Origin of the sequence: Cupriavidus sp. OV096 (assembly GCF_900115455.1) — a bacterium.
GTDB lineage: Bacteria > Pseudomonadota > Gammaproteobacteria > Burkholderiales > Burkholderiaceae > Cupriavidus.
In genome coordinates this window covers 95,034-110,043 of record NZ_FOWM01000002.1, presented here as the reverse complement: position 1 = coordinate 110,043, position 15,010 = coordinate 95,034, and the positions used below count along the sequence as shown (strand labels likewise).

At 67.8% G+C, this 15,010-nt stretch carries 10 protein-coding genes; 7 read left to right on the top strand and 3 right to left on the bottom strand.

Annotated features, from left to right (window positions below; all coding sequences use genetic code 11):
- Positions 1-2: 2 nt before the first annotated feature.
- Entirely contained in the window at positions 3-1,556 is a 1,554-nt protein-coding gene (locus BM115_RS04470; protein WP_092291076.1) for a flavin-containing monooxygenase, read from the bottom strand.
- Between the two features lie 318 nt (positions 1,557-1,874).
- Between BM115_RS04470 and BM115_RS04465 the strand changes: the two genes are divergently transcribed.
- The 7 genes from BM115_RS04465 to BM115_RS04435 all read left to right on the top strand — a co-directional run bounded on the left by BM115_RS04465 (position 1,875) and on the right by BM115_RS04435 (position 10,288).
- The gene (locus BM115_RS04465) at positions 1,875-2,456 is read left to right on the top strand and encodes a hypothetical protein (RefSeq protein ID WP_092291074.1); all 582 of its coding nucleotides are present in this window, start codon (positions 1,875-1,877) and stop codon (positions 2,454-2,456) included.
- Between the two features lie 11 nt (positions 2,457-2,467).
- Positions 2,468-4,063, top strand: coding sequence for a GMC family oxidoreductase (locus BM115_RS04460; RefSeq protein WP_092291072.1), 1,596 nt, complete (start codon positions 2,468-2,470; stop codon positions 4,061-4,063).
- A gap of 331 nt (positions 4,064-4,394) precedes the next feature.
- Complete coding sequence (locus tag BM115_RS04455; RefSeq protein ID WP_092291070.1) at positions 4,395-5,336, top strand: TetR/AcrR family transcriptional regulator; 942 nt, start codon at positions 4,395-4,397, stop codon at positions 5,334-5,336.
- Between the two features lie 200 nt (positions 5,337-5,536).
- A complete protein-coding gene (locus BM115_RS04450; protein ID WP_092291068.1) occupies positions 5,537-6,463 on the top strand; it encodes a DUF1571 domain-containing protein in 927 nt (308 codons plus the stop codon).
- 227 nt (positions 6,464-6,690) lie between these two features.
- Positions 6,691-8,082, top strand: coding sequence for a DUF2957 domain-containing protein (locus BM115_RS04445; protein WP_092291066.1), 1,392 nt, complete (start codon positions 6,691-6,693; stop codon positions 8,080-8,082).
- Positions 8,083-8,123: 41 nt separating this feature from the next.
- Entirely contained in the window at positions 8,124-9,422 is a 1,299-nt protein-coding gene (locus tag BM115_RS04440) for a DUF2957 domain-containing protein (protein WP_092291064.1), read from the top strand.
- An 80-nt stretch (positions 9,423-9,502) separates the two neighbouring features.
- Positions 9,503-10,288: an OmpW/AlkL family protein gene (locus BM115_RS04435; protein ID WP_255370723.1), complete on the top strand. Its 786-nt coding sequence runs from the start codon at positions 9,503-9,505 to the stop codon at positions 10,286-10,288.
- Positions 10,289-10,357: 69 nt separating this feature from the next.
- Here the strand turns inward: BM115_RS04435 and BM115_RS04430 are convergent, their stop codons facing one another.
- Both BM115_RS04430 and BM115_RS04425 read right to left on the bottom strand, forming a co-directional pair.
- Complete coding sequence (locus BM115_RS04430) at positions 10,358-11,836, bottom strand: efflux transporter outer membrane subunit (protein ID WP_092291060.1); 1,479 nt, start codon at positions 11,834-11,836, stop codon at positions 10,358-10,360.
- 1 nt (position 11,837) lies between these two features.
- Positions 11,838-14,993, bottom strand: coding sequence for an efflux RND transporter permease subunit (locus BM115_RS04425; RefSeq protein ID WP_092291058.1), 3,156 nt, complete (start codon positions 14,991-14,993; stop codon positions 11,838-11,840).
- Positions 14,994-15,010 lie beyond the last annotated feature (17 nt).

Below are 15,010 nucleotides of genomic sequence, written 5' to 3'. Positions count from 1 at the left end.
GGCTAGACGCGGATCGCGTCGGCGTCCTCGGGCTGCGGCATGCCAGTCGGCTGCCGTGCCGGCCATCGCTCGTAATCGGCCGGTTGGAAAGCCTGCGTGGCGCGGCGGAACTGCCAGGTGAAGCCCGGCCACAGCGTGGTGTTCTTGCCGTTGCGTGGGTCGATGTACCAGCTGGCGCAGCCGCCGGCGCTCCAGATGGCGTGGCCGAGCTTCTGCTGGACGTTGCGGTTGAAGGCGGCCTGCACGGGCGGGCGCACGTCCACGGCCTGGAGGCGGGCCTGGCGCATGTGGCGCAGCGCGTCCAGCACGTAGTTCACCTGCGACTCGATCATGAACACCATCGAGCTGTGGCCCAGGCCGGTGTTTGGGCCGACGATCAGGAACAGGTTCGGGAAGCCGGCCACGGTGGTGCCGAGGTAGGCCTGCGCGCCATCGCGCCAGGCATCGAGCAGGTCTTCGCCGTCGCGGCCGACGATCACGCCGCGCGGCAGCGGGTCCGTGGCGTGGAAGCCGGTGCCGAGGATGATGCAGTCCGCCGGGCGGCGCGTGCCGTCGCGCATGACGATGGCGTCTGCCTCGACGTGGTCGATGCCGGTGGTCACCACGTCCACGTTGGGCCGCATCAGCGCCGGGTAGTAATCGTTCGAAATCAGCACGCGCTTGCAGCCGATGGTGTAGTCCGGCGTCAGCGTGGCGCGCAGGGTCGGGTCCGGCACCTGCCGCCGGAGATGGCGGCGCGCGATGCGCTCCACCGCCTTCATCAGCTTCGGATGGAGCACGAAGCCGAGCACGCGCGATTCGAGCATCCAGTAGATCCCCGTGCGCGCCAGCGCCTGCGTGAACGGCAGGTGACGGAACAGCCAGCGCTCGGTGGCGGAGACCGGCCGGTCCGGCTTCGGCATGATCCACGGCGGGGTGCGCTGGTAGAGGTCGAGCTGATCGACGAGCGGCGCGATCTGCGGCACGAACTGGATCGCGCTGGCACCGGTGCCGATCACGGCAACGCGCTTGCCGGCCAGCGGCGTGTCATGGCGCCACTGCTGCGAGTGGAACATCGCGCCCGCAAAGGTATCGAGGCCGGGAATATTGGGGATCGATGGCCGGCTCAGGCCGCCCATCCCCGACACCAGCACCCGCGCCCGCACGCGCCGGCCATCGGCCATGCGCAGGCGCCAGCAGCCTGCCGGGGCGTCCCAGGTGGCCTGCTGGAGCGAATGCCCAAGGCGCAGGTGAGGGCGCAGGCCGAAGCGGTCCGTGCAGTGTTCCAGGTAGGCGCGGATTTCCGGCTGGGTCGAGAACATGCGCGACCAGTCCGGGTTCGGCGCGAACGAGAACGAATAGAGGTGCGATTGCACATCGCAGGCACAGCCGGGGTAGTGGTTGTCGCGCCAGGTGCCGCCCACCGCCTCGGCCTGCTCGAAGATCAGGAAATCGTCTTCGCCAGACTGCTTGAGGCGGATGGCCATGCCCAGCCCGGCAAAGCCGCTGCCGATGATGGCGATGTCGCAGGTGACTTCGGTGCCAAGACCGGCCGGCAGGTCCACGGGTGCGTTCATAGAGGGCGTTCCGGTGGGTGCGCTGGCGGCGCCGGCTGGCGGCGGTTCGTTAGCGACACCGTTTATTGTGACATTGGTCGATGTCATCATAGGTAGCGCTTCCGGGGCCGGTCAATCCGATGGCTTGAAGGATTGCTCTATTTTTGGGGGATTTCCAGTGTCGTAGCCGTCACATAAAACGACGGCACGGCGATGGGCGCAGCAGTGGGTACGGTTGTCAGCCGCGCGTTTGAAACCGAAGTGGAAGTCGAAATTATTCTCGGGCGCTTAGGCAGAATCGCAACGCCGTCATCCCAAGAACAAAAACGGAGACACCGCATGCCCCGACCAGCTTCCCTCGCCCCACCCCAACGACCCGCGCGTCGCGCATTCCTGAAGGTTGGCGCCGGCTTCTCGGCGGCCATCGCCTGCTCGGCGCTGTTCCCGGGGCTGACCGGCTGCACGCCCGCCGATGCGCCGGAGGCCGGCATGGCGTTCCTGCGCCCGGCCGATGTGACCCTGTTTCGCGCCCTGCTGCCCGCCATCGCCAGCGATCTGGCCACGGTGGACGCCGCCACGCACGAGACGCGGCTGGCCGCCGCCGTAAGGAACATCGACGGAACCATCGCCGCGATGGATCAGAACGGGCGCGGGGAACTACGCAAGCTGCTTGACCTGCTGGCCAGCACGCCGCTGCGCTGGGCCGTGGCGGGCGTTCGGTCGCCGTGGGAGCAGGCCACGCCCGATGCGGTGCGCGCCTTCCTCGCGCGCTGGCGCGCCAGCCGTTTCGAGACGCTCAACGCGGGCGGCGTGGTGCTGGTCAAGCTGGCCAGCGTCGCCTACTTCGTGCTGCCGGGCACCTGGGCTGCGAGCGGCTATCCCGGCCCGAATCCCGCGGTCTATCGCGCCCTCCACAGCTAAGGCTCCCGCTCATGGCCATCGACGATATTTACAGCGCCGGCATCGCGTCCGGCTGGAAGGTGCTGGACGCCGCCACATTCACCGCGCCGCGCACGCTCGACACTGACGTGGCCATCATCGGCACCGGTGCGGGCGGCGGCATGGCCGCCGAAATCCTCAGCGAAGCGGGCCTGCGGGTGCTGCTGCTCGAGGAAGGCGGGCTGCATACCTCGAACAGCTTCCGGGACATGGACGAGGCGCGCGCCTATCGCGATCTCTACCAGGAGGCGGCCGCCCGGGCGACGTCGGACGGTGCGATCGCCGTGCTGCAGGGACGCTCGGTGGGCGGCAGCACCACGGTCAACTGGTCGTCCAGCTTCCGCACGCCGTCCCGGACGCTGGCGCACTGGGCCAGCGAACACGCGGTGACGGGCCACAGCGAGGCCGAGATGGCGCCGTGGTTCGCGCGCATCGAGGCCCGGCTCGGCATGGCGCCATGGGCGATGGCACCGAATCCGAACAACGCGGTGCTCAAGCGGGGCTGCGACCAGCTCGGCTGGGAATCGCACGTGATTCCGCGCAATGTGAAGGGGTGCTGGAACTCCGGCTATTGCGGCTTCGGCTGCCCGGTCAACGCCAAGCAGTCGATGCTGGTGTCGACGATTCCTAACGCGCTCGCCCACGGCGCCACGCTGATCCACCGCGTGCGGGTACGCAAGCTCGACCATGACGGCAAGGCCGTGCACGGGCTGACGGGCGAGGCCCTCGGCTTCGACGGCTATACGCCGACCGGCGTGACGCTGACCGTGCGGGCACGCCATGTGGTGGTGGCGGGCGGGGCCATCAACTCGCCGGCGCTACTGCTGCGTTCGGGGGTGCCGGATCCGCACGATCTTGTCGGTCGTCGCACGTTTATTCATCCGGTGAATTTGAGCATTGCGGAAATGCCGGAGCTTATCGAACCGTACTATGGGGCGCCCCAATCCATCGCCTCGGACGAATTTCAGTGGCGCAATGGCGCCACCGGCCCGATGGGCTACAAGCTGGAGGTCCCGCCGATGTTCCCCGGCATCAGCGCTGGCGTGCTCAACAATTTTGGCGATGCGCTGCGCCGCGAGATGGCCGCGTTGCCGCACACCAACGCCATGCTGGCGCTGTTGCGCGACGGCTTCGTGCCGGATAGCCCCGGCGGCCGGGTGCGCGTGGCCGACGACGGCAGCCCGGTGCTGGACTACGCGCTGAGCGACTACGTCTGGGACGGCGTGCGCCGCGCCTGGCTGAGCATGGCCGAGGCCCAGTTCGCCGCTGGCGCCAAAAAGGTGCGTCCCGCCCATCTGGACGCCGCCTGGTACACCAGCTGGCCGCAGGCGCGCGACGCCATCCAGACCCTGCCCCTGAAGCCGTTCCGTGCCCTGCTGTTCACCGCCCACCTGATGGGCGGCTGCGCGATGAGCGACGACCCGGCGCACGGCGTGGTCGATAGCCAGGGCCGGCATCACCATTTGTCCAATTTGTCTGTGTGCGACGGGTCAGTGTTTCCTACGAGCATCGGGGCGAATCCCCAGTTGTCAGTTTTCGCATTGACGGCGCAAAATGGTATGTCGCTAGCAGCTCGCATCACGGCGTGATGGGATCGGCGGCGGCCCGCTCGGGGGGGCGGTAGCGTTGGGTTGGGGATCGCGCAGCGGAGGCAAACCGCCGCCAGGCTTGGCATCACAAGGCATGGCGGAGGCCCGGCGACTGTGGCGACCCTACGGATTCGCGTAGGTTTTCTGCCTGGCGGATCGGTACTCGCGGTCTAGAGGAACTCTTCGAAAATTGCACTTGTGAAACAGTCGAGGCGGTGAAGTAGGCTTCGTACAACCGTTTCAAGCATCCGTACGCCGACAGAGCAACGGAGCCACAGTGGTAGTGGATATTTGCAGGGGTCCACAGCAGTAATTTTGCGAGAGACACCCCATGAAGACCGGCAAAAGCACGGCAGGCGATACCAAGGCGCGGATCCTGGATGCGACCGAGAAGCTGTTCATCGAAGTGGGCTACGAAGCGACCTCCCTGCGGCAAGTCACGTCGCGGGCGATCGTCAATCTCGCAGCCGTCAACTACCACTTCCGCAGCAAGGAAATGATGATGCAGGCGGTGCTCGGCCGCCGGCTGGATCCACTCAACACGCGGCGACTGGCGCTCCTCGATGCCTGCGAGGCCCGCTGGCCCGGCCACGCCATCCGCTGCGAACACGTGATGGGCGCGCTGTTCGTGCCCGCGCTGCAGATGGCACGCCAGCCCGAGATCGGCGGTCCGTCCTTCCTGCGCCTGCTCGGGCGGGTGTACTCGGACACCTCGCCATTCATCCAGTCCTACCTGATGGGGCACTACGCTCCGGTGTTCGGGCGCTTCTTCGAAGCCTTCGCCCGGGCGCTGCCGGACGTGCCACGCCAGGAACTCGGCTGGCGCCTGCATTTCGCGCTCAAGGCGCTGGCCGGCGTGCTGGCCGGCGACGAACTCGGCAACCTGATGCCGGCGTTCACGCAGGGCAAGAGCATGAGCGATGCGCACGTGCTGGCCCAGCTGACGTCGATGGTGGTGGCAGCCCTCAAGGCGCCCTCGCCCGAGACGCAGGAGCTGGGCGCGCTGCAGGACGTGTTCGACATCGGCGATGCTCAGCAGGCCGATGAGCAGGCACATATGGCGGCCCTGGCCGCCACCGTGGAGGACGAGGCCCACCAGGCCGCCGTTGCCACGGCCGCCGCCGTGAACCGTGCCCGACGCGGCACGCGCACGGTACGCAACGAAGGGGCCACGCGCGCGGCCACCGCCAGCCTGGCGGTACGCCGCGAGATGTGTCCCGCTTTCCCCAGCAATCCGCTCGACGACTGGATGCGCACCCGCTCCAGAAACTAGCCGTGCGCGGCGGTCTCCATCGGGACCGCCGCCCTGGCACCGAGCGCGCGACGACCCGCGTCGCGCCGGGATTGCCCTGATTCGAGATCGATTCTTTTCGCCACGCCACCGCGAGGCGTGACGCCCTGCGCGCCCCGCACGGGCGCCCTGCTGCCCGCCATTTGCCCACGCCTTGCACAACAACAGACAAGAGACACGCGATGAAGCCATTACATCTGGTCGCCGCCATCGGCGCCGTCATCGGCCTGCTGGCCACGCAACACGTTGGCCTGCCGCTGGCCCGCGCCCAGACCGCGCCGCCGGCCGCCCCAACCATGAGCGCCCCCGCCGCAGCACCGGGTACGCGCGCCGCCACGCCCTATGACGGCATCCCGGCCGCCCAGCAGTCGGCGCTGTTCTCGAAGCAGGTTGCCAGCGGCGAGCTGGCCGCGCTGCCCGATGCGCAGCTACTGGCCACCTTCGACGCCCTGCAGCCCGAGACCCTGCTGATGTGGGCGCGCGCCGAGATGAGCCGCTATCCCGAATACGAATACTGGATGACCCGCCAGGAGCGCCTCAATGGCCAGTGGCAGGACACCCCGGCGCGGATGATGATCCGCTACCGCCACCAGCCGCGCCAGCTCTACGCCAAGTGGCTGCCCAACGGCGTGCAGTCCGGGCAGGAAATTCTCTATGACGAGACCCGCCGCAAGGACGAGATGTACGGCCACCTGGGCGGCATCATGGGCTTCACGTCGATGTGGATCTCGCTCGATGGCACGCTCGCCAAGTCTCAGTCGAACCATACGGTCCGCGACTTGGGCTTCCAGTTCGTGCTGTCGATGCTCGAACGCGACGCGCGCTCGCTGCGCGCCGCCGGCCTCTCCGAAAAGTACAACCGGGCCGAGATCGTGCGCGAACAGGGCGTGCGCATGGTGGCGCTGACCTGGGACCTCCCCGAGGGCGCGCCCAAGTACTACGCCAAGAAGGTGCAGCTGATGCTGGATCTCAAGCACCCGTGGCCGCGCGTGGAAACCGCGTGGGATGCGGACGGCAACATGGTCGAGAAGATCGTGTTCGAGCGCGCGGTGAAGAAGACCTTCGACGCCGCCACGTTCGACCCCGCCAACAGCGAGTACAAGTTCTGACCGCCGCGCGAGTGCGTACGCCGGGCGTTTGAATGTGGACGCAGGGGCCTCCGCACACGGTTTGAACGCTGGGCCCCCGCGCTTGCACGGCAACGCTGACAGACCGGCCACCGGTGTTTGGAACGAGCGCTCTATTGACGCTCAAACGCGCCAGACGCGAGAGTCCGACCCACCGCGAGAGATCCGCAACAAGCGGACCGCCGGTCATAACAACATGGAGACAAGTCATGTCCGAGCTGCACCTTCGGCCCGCGCCACATCGCGCCCCTAACAGCGCCCTTAGCTTCGCCGCCACCCTGGCTGGGGTAAGCCTGACGCTCACGCTGGCCGCTTGCGGCGGCGGGGGCGATGACCCGGGCACCGCCGCGCCCGCCGCCGCCCAGCAGTGCGGCGCCACCAACAGCTGCCCCGCCACCGGCCCCACGCAGAACCAGCCCGTGGCCGCGCTGTGCCCGGACACGCTCGACTACAACACCACCTACACGGGCGGCTCCGGCGCTGGCGAACTCGTGAAGATGCAGTTCGACTCCACGCAGGGCACCTACCGCATCCAGATCCTCGAATCGGCCGTGCCGAAGGCCACCAACGACATCTACCCGACGCGCGGCGGCGTGACGCTGACCGGCACGATGGCGCATCCCACGCGCCCGCTGCCCACCCCGGCGCAGAACCAGTGCGCCTACGAGCTGAAGACGGCCACGGCCTCCGACGGCGTCTCCCAGGCGCTGATCGACCCGGCCAACCCGCCGATCATCTTCGTCGGCAACGGCGTGGCGGGCGGCGGCATTCCGGGGGCGACGATCGAGTACGCCGGCATCTTCGGCATCGGCGCGATCCCGAAGACCACCTTCCCGATGTACCCGGTGCTGGCCTTCGCCCAGACCGAGACCGACTTCGCCAAGGTGGCCGGCACCTACAACGTGCTCGGCTACCACCTCGTGCCGTCCGGTGGCGAGCTGTCCCCGGCCGGCTACTTCCTGCCTGCCACGGCGCAGACCGTGGAGACGCTCAATGCCGATGGCACCTGTCACGCATCGAGCGGCAACTGCGTGACCACGGGCCAGCCGTGGAAGCTGCGCGGGGGCACCGACGGCGCGTTCGACAGCGACAACGCCAATAGCACCCAGCCCTACCCGCATTTCTTCGACAAGGCCTTCCTGCAGGACCCCAACAGTCTCGCCAAGGGCGTGCTGGTGGTCGGCAAGCTCGACGGCGCGCAGGTGCCGCTGCTGATCCGCGTCGGCTATGCCCGCATCGACCTGGCGGCGAACATCCTCAGCGTGGATGACGAATCGGGCCTGGCGCTGCTCTCGCCCACCACCGCCACCACGCAGGCGGCGATGCAGGGCAGCTACATCGGCTCGGGCAGCGACTTCAAGTACCTCTCGTCGATCGTCCACGACAACCTCGTCGCGCTGATCGATCCGCAGGACTCGTCGCTCAAGCCGGTGGGCGGCTTCCAGATGGACTTCACGCAGGCCACCCAGCCCGGCGTAGTGGCCACCACCGACAACAGCGGCGTCACCGGCAAGCTGATCACCACCGGCCCGGTCTACGCGCACCTGTTCGGCACCGCCGCGAGCCCCACGTTCCGCGTGAGCGCGCTGGCCAGCCGCTGATTCCGCACCCCACACCATAAGAAAGACCAAGGAGACGCCTCATGCCCCAACTGCCCTCCCCGCTTCCTGACTCGCTCCCCGTCCCCCGTCGCCAACCGTGGCTGGGCCGGCTCGCGCTGGTACTCGGCGCCACCGCCCTGCTCGCCGCCTGCGGTGGCGGCGGGGACAGCGGCGGTGGCACCGCCACGCCGGCCGCCGCGCCGGTGCGGCTGTGCCCGAGCGCCATCGACTATTCCACGCCCTACATCGGCGGCACGGGTTCGGGCGAACTGGTCAAGGTGCAGATCGATACCACCCAGCGCACCTGGGCTGTCACCTTCCTCGATTCATCGGTGCCGCGCAACACGGGCACCATCAAGCCGACCCGCTCCGACCCCACCGGCGGCAAGAACGTGATGACCGGCACGCTGGCCAAGGAAACCGGTCTGCCGACGGAGAAGCTCAACCAGTGCGCGTTCCAGCTGCTCGGCGCCAGCCTCGACCCGGCCCGGCCGGCGCGGCTGTTCATCGGGCAGGGCGTGATGGGCGGCACCATCCCGGGCGCGCGCATCCAGTTCAACGGCATCGCCGGCGCGGGCTCGGTGCCGGATACCACCTTCCCGTTCTTCCAGTTCATCGGCTTCGCGCAGACCGAGACCGACCTGACCAAGATTGCCGGAAGCTACAACGGCTCGGGCTTCCATGAGGTGCCATCGAAGAAGTTCCAGATGGTGGCGCAGGACTACCGCATGGCGCTGGCGGCCGATGGCTCGTTCACGGTGTGCGACAACAAGGCCGGTGGCACCTGCAAGCAGCGCGGCGACAAGTTCGTGCCGCAGGACAACGGCACCCTGCTCTCCACGCGCTACGAGGGCGAACTGCCGCCGACGCTGGGCGCCGTGCTGGGCCGCGCCTACCTGATCGTCGGCAAGCTGGCCGGGCACCTCGTGCCGATCATGATCCGGGTGGGCTTTGCCAACGACGACTTCACCCAGTTGCCGGTGGGCGCCGATGACGAGATCGGCATCGGCATGATGGCGCAGGCGGTCTCCGCGCCGCAGGGCACCTACAACGCCGAGTACGTGGGGGTGGACAGCAACTTCGAGTACCGCGTGACGGCACTGGTCGATGGCGACGCGGCCATGCTCGACCCATTCCGCGCCTCGGACGCCACGCTGGCCACGGCGATGAAGCTCGACTTCTCGCAGACGGTGCCCGGCGTGGTCACCACCACTCGCAAGGACGTCGGCGCCAGCGGCCCCAAGGGCAAGTTCATGTTCACCGGCCCACGCGGCGTGTTCGGCTTCGTCGAGGACCGCAACGGCTCGCCCTACTTCACCGTCGGCGCGTTTGTCGAATAACGGACAGGAGACACAACATGACCCTGCACCGCCTGTTCGCCCGCCTCGCCACCATCGCCACGCTGGCCGCGTGCGCCGGCATGCCGACCGCCCACGCCCAGAAAGCCGGGGACAACGTCGTCTCGGCGGGCTGGTTCCATATCCAGACCCACGGCACGAGCCCGCCGCTGACCACCAGCGTGGTGGACGTGCCGATCAACTACCCGCTCGGCCTGCCCTCCACGTTCACGGCGCCGGGCAGCGGCCTGTCGACGTCGAATGCCGATACGCTGGGGCTGACCTTCAGCCACTTCGTCACGGACAATATCGCCGTGACGGCCGTGGGTGGCATTCCGCCCGAGTTCAAGCTGTACGGCCACGGCGAGCTGATCCCGCCGGGGCCCGCCGGCGCACTGGGGCGGCAGAGCCTGGGCGATCCGTCGCTGAACCCGATCATCACGCGCGCCCGCCAGTGGAGCCCTGCCGCGATGGTCCAGTATCACTTCCTGGAGCCGGGCACGCGCTTCCGGCCGTTCCTGGGGGTGGGCGTGTCGTACAACTTCTTCACCGATATCCGCGTGAATCCGGCCTTCGCGGAGTCGGTCAACAACAACCTCGGCGCGGTGCTGGCGGCCGGCGCCGGTATCCCGGGGCCGACTTCGGTCCATGCCGATGCCTCGTCGTCGTGGGCGCCGGTGTTCAACGTCGGCGGCACCTACAACTTCAACGAGCACTGGGGCGTGACGGCGGCGGTGACCTACATCCCGCTGAAGAGCACCTCGACGATGACCATCAAGGCGTCTGACGGCACCACGCTGTCCACCTCGAAGACGAAGCTCGAACCGAATCCGATCATCTTCTTCCTGGCGGCGACGTACAAGTTCTGATCCGGCGCTCCCAAGCAAAAAGGGCGAAGCTCGCGCTTCGCCCTTTTTGCATCTGCGTTGCCGCAGTCCTTACTGTGCCGAGGTGCCCGTCGGCGGCGTGGTGGCCTGCGCCACTGCACCCGTCTCGGTCAGCCCGCCGCCCAGCGCGCGGTACAGGTCGATCGAGTTGACCAGACGCAACTGCCGCGCCTGGATCAGCGCCTGCTCGGCGGAGAACAGCTGGCGCTGCGCGTCGAGTTCGTCCAGATAGCTCGCCACGCCGCTGCGGAAGCGCAGCCGGGACAGCTCGTAGCGCGCCGATTCCGCGTCGCGCTGCTGCTGCTGGCCGGCCACCTGCTCTTCAAGCGTGCCGCGCGCCACGAGGGCGTCGGCCACTTCGCTGAAGGCCACCTGGATGGTCTTCTCGTAGTTGGCCACCTGGATGTTCTTGCGCACGTTCGCCAGGTCGAGGTTCGACAGATTGCGGCCGTAGTCGAAGATCGGCAGCACCAGCTGCGGCGAGAACGACCAGATGTTGGCGCCGGAGTCGAACAGGTTGGTGAACGAGGTGCTGATGTTGCCGGCGCTCGCGGTCATCGTGATGCGCGGGAAGAACGCCGCCCGCGCCGCGCCGATGTTGGCGTTAGCCGACAGCAGGGCCTGCTCGGCCTGGCGGATGTCCGGACGCTGCGTCAGCAGATCGGACGGCAAGCCTTCCGGGATGTCGCTGATGATGTGCTCGTCGGACAGCTGCATCGGTGCCGGCAGGTTGGCAATCTCGCCGATCGGCTTGCCCACCAGCACTTCCAGCGCGTTCTGCGCCTGCGCACGCTGGCGCGCCAGCTGCGCGGCGGCCACGCGGGCCTGCGCCACGAGCGACTCGTTGTCGCGCAGATCCAGGGCCGAGGTGGCCCCCGCATCGAAACGCCGCTTCGCCAGCTCGAACGTGCTCTGGCGCGCTTCCAGCGTGTTGCGGGCCAGGTCGTACTGCTCGGCCGCCGCGCGCTCGGCGAGATAGGCCTTGGCGACTTCGGACACCAGCGAGATGTAGGCGGCGCGATGGGCCTCCTCGGTGCTCAGGTACTGGGCCAGCGCGGCGTTCGACAGGCTGCGGACGCGCCCGAAGAAGTCCAGCTCCCACTGGGTCACCGACAGGCCCACCTGGTAGATGTTGCCCGTGAACGATTGATCGACGCCCGAGGTTGCCCCGGAGAACCGGCCGCGCTGGAAGCTCGCGTTGCCGTTCAGGGTCGGCAGCAGGTCCGCGCGCTGGATCCGATACTGCGCGCGCGCTTCCTCGATACGCAAGGCCGCCGTGCGCAGGTCGCGGTTGTTCTCCAGCGCCGTGGCGATCAGCCCCTGCAGGCGCGGATCGGTGAAGAAGTCGCGCCAGCCGATGTCCGTGGCGCGGCGGGTCTCGCCGCTCTTCACCTCGGCCGATGCGTAGCCCTCCGGCGCCGCCGGAAAGCCAGCCGCGACCGGCGCGGCCGGACGGTCATAGTGCGGCGCCAGCGTGCAGCCCGTCAGCACGCCGGCCACCAGCAGCAGTGTGGTCAGTGTCTTGGTCATGTCAGTTTTTCTCCTGGGCTTCTTCCAGGCGCGCGCGTTCCCGCTCGTGCTGGCTCGCGCTGCCCTTGAAGCGGCCGCGCACCACCACGAAGAATACCGGCACCAGGAAAATCGCCAGCACCGTGGCCGTGATCATCCCGCCCATCACGCCCGTCCCGATGGCGCGCTGGCTGCCCGAGCCCGCGCCGGTGGCAATCGCCAGCGGCAGCACGCCCAGGATAAATGCGAACGACGTCATCAGGATCGGCCGGAAGCGCAGGTGCACCGCCTCGAGCGTCGCCTCGACCAGCCCCTTGCCCTGGGCCTGCAGGTCCTTGGCGAACTCCACGATCAGAATGGCGTTCTTCGCCGAGAGGCCGATCGTCGCGATCAGGCCCACCTTGAAGTACACGTCGTTGGGCATGCCGCGCAGCGTCACGCCGAGCAGCGCGCCGAGCACGCCCAGCGGCACCACCAGCAGCACCGCCACCGGGATCGACCAGCTCTCATACAGCGCGGCCAGGCACAGGAACACGATCACCAGCGACAGCGTGTAGAGAATCGGCTCCTGCGAACCGGCCAGGCGCTCTTCATACGACTGGCCCGACCACTCGAAGCCGAAGCCCGGCGGCAGCTTGGCGAAGTTTTCCTCCATCACGCGCATGGCCTCGCCCGTGGACTTGCCCGGCGCAGCCTGGCCAGCCAGCTTCACGGCCGGCATGCCGTTGTAGCGCTCCAGGCGCGGCGAGCCCATGATCCACTGCGACGTGGCGAACGCGGCAAACGCCACCATGTCGCCATTGGCATTGCGCACGCGCAGCTTGGTCAGGTCGTCCGGCAGTTGCCGGTCCGCGCCCTCAGCCTGCACGATCACGCGGCGCACGCGGCCTTCGTAGATGAAGTCATTCACGTACGAGGAACCGAAGGCGATGGTCAGCGTGGCGTTGATATCCGCCACCGTCACGCCCAGCGCCCGCGCCTTTTCGCGGTCGATGTCGATGCGCAGCTGCGGCGCGTCTTCCTGGCCCTCCGGGCGCACGCCCTGGAGCACCGGATTCTGCGCCGCCATGCCGAGCATCTGGTTACGCGCTTCCATCAGCTTGGCGTGGCCCTGCCCCGTGCGGTCCTGCAGGCGGAAGTCGAAGCCCGACGAATTGCCGAGTTCCGAGATCGCAGGCGGGTTCAGCGGGAAGATGATCGCATCCTTGATGAACGACAGCGCGCCGAATGCCCGGCCCACCAGCGCCTGGGCGGTCTGGTCCGCGCCGGGGCGCTCCTTCCAGTCCTTGAGCCGCACGAAGGCGATACCGCCGTTCTGGCCACGGCCGAAGAACGAGAAGCCCGCCACCGTGATCATCTGGTCGACGACCTTCGACTCCTTCTGCAGGTAGTAGTCCTCGATCTGCTTGAGCACGCCGATGGTGCGCTCCTGCGTGGCGCCCTGCGGGAGCTGCACGACCGTGATCATGTAGCCCTGGTCCTCATCGGGCAGGAACGACGACGGCAGGCGCTGGAACAGCAGCACCACGCCGGCGATGATCAGCGCGTAGATGATCAGGTAGCGGCCCGAGCGCTTCAGGATGCGCGCGACCATGCCCTGGTAGCCGGTGGACGCCGTGGCGAACGTGCGGTTGAACCAGCCGAAGAAGCCCTTCTTCTCTTCGTGATGGCCGGCCTCGACCGGCTTGAGCAGCGTGGCGCACAGCGCCGGGGTCAGCGTCAGCGCCAGCACGGCCGAGAACGCCATCGAGGCGATCAGCGACAGCGAGAACTGGCGGTAGATGTTGCCGACCGAGCCCGAGAAGAACGCCATCGGGATGAACACGGCGGTCAGCACCAGCGTGATGCCGACGATGGCGCCCGTGATCTGGCCCATGGCCTTGCGGGTGGCCTGGCGGGGCGAGAGCCCCTCCTCGCTCATGATCCGCTCGACGTTCTCGACGACCACGATGGCATCGTCCACCAGGATACCGATGGCCAGCACCATGCCGAACATCGTCAGCACGTTGATGGAGAAGCCGAAGGCCAGCATCGCCCCGAACGTGCCGAGCAGCGCCACTGGCACCACCAGCGTCGGGATCAGCGTGGCGCGGAAGTTCTGGAGGAACAGGTACATCACCAGGAACACCAGCACCACGGCTTCGAGCAGCGTCTTGACCACTTCCTCGATCGAGATCTTCACGAAGGCGGAGGTGTCGTACGGCACGCTGAACTCGTAGTCCGGCGGGAAGTAGCGTTGCAGCTCTTCCATCTTCGCGCGCACGGCGGTGGCCGTGGCCAGCGCGTTACCCGTGGGCGCGAGCTTGATGGCGATGGCCGACGCCGGCTTGCCGTTGATGCGGGCCAGCGTGGAGTAGTCCGCGCCGCCCAGTTCCACACGGCCTACGTCCTTGATGCGCACCGACGACCCATCCGGGTTCGTGCGCAGCAGGATGTTGGCGAACTGCTCGGGCGTGGTCAGCCGGCTTTCCGTGCTCACCGTGGCGTTCAGCTCCGTGCCCCGGGGCGACGGCGTGCCGCCCAGTTCGCCCACGGCGACCTGGATGTTCTGCTCGGAAACCGCCGCGGTCACGTCCAGCGGCGTCAGGTTGTAGCCGGTCAGCTTGGCCGGATCCAGCCAGACGCGCATGGCGTACTCGGTACCGAACAGGTCGGCCGAGCCCACGCCGGGCACGCGGCGGATGGAGTCCACCACCTGCGCGGAGACGAAGTTACCGAGTGCGATCGCATCCGTATTGCCGGACTTGGACGAGACCGTGATGAACATCATGTAGTTGTTGCCGGCCTTGTCCACCTTCACGCCCTGCTGGCGCACCTCCGCCGGCAAGCGCGCTTCCACGCGCTTGAGGCGGTTCTGCACCTCCACGGAGTTCAGGTCGACGTTCGAGCCCGGCGCGAACGCGATGTTGATCGACGCCAGCCCGGACGCCTCGCTTTGCGACTCGTAGTACAGCAGGTTCGGCGCGCCGTTGAGTTCCTGCTCGATCACGGACACCACCGAGTCCTCGATGGTCTTGGCGGACGCACCGGGGTAAGTCGTGGTCACCGAAATGATCGGGGGGGCGATGTTGGGGTACTGGGCGATCGGTAGCTGCAGGATCGCCAGCACCCCGCCGAGCGCGATGATCAGCGCGAGCACCCACGCGAACACCGGCCGGTCGATAAAAAACTTGGCCATGAATCTGGCTCCCTATC

Coding starts and splice junctions, on each gene's coding strand:
- BM115_RS04470 (WP_092291076.1), bottom strand. CDS start 1,556: ATGAACGCACCCGTGGACCTGCCGGCCGGTCTTGGCACCGAAGTCACC.
- BM115_RS04465 (WP_092291074.1), top strand. CDS start 1,875: ATGCCCCGACCAGCTTCCCTCGCCCCACCCCAACGACCCGCGCGTCGC.
- BM115_RS04460 (WP_092291072.1), top strand. CDS start 2,468: ATGGCCATCGACGATATTTACAGCGCCGGCATCGCGTCCGGCTGGAAG.
- BM115_RS04455 (WP_092291070.1), top strand. CDS start 4,395: ATGAAGACCGGCAAAAGCACGGCAGGCGATACCAAGGCGCGGATCCTG.
- BM115_RS04450 (WP_092291068.1), top strand. CDS start 5,537: ATGAAGCCATTACATCTGGTCGCCGCCATCGGCGCCGTCATCGGCCTG.
- BM115_RS04445 (WP_092291066.1), top strand. CDS start 6,691: ATGTCCGAGCTGCACCTTCGGCCCGCGCCACATCGCGCCCCTAACAGC.
- BM115_RS04440 (WP_092291064.1), top strand. CDS start 8,124: ATGCCCCAACTGCCCTCCCCGCTTCCTGACTCGCTCCCCGTCCCCCGT.
- BM115_RS04435 (WP_255370723.1), top strand. CDS start 9,503: ATGCCGACCGCCCACGCCCAGAAAGCCGGGGACAACGTCGTCTCGGCG.
- BM115_RS04430 (WP_092291060.1), bottom strand. CDS start 11,836: ATGACCAAGACACTGACCACACTGCTGCTGGTGGCCGGCGTGCTGACG.
- BM115_RS04425 (WP_092291058.1), bottom strand. CDS start 14,993: ATGGCCAAGTTTTTTATCGACCGGCCGGTGTTCGCGTGGGTGCTCGCG.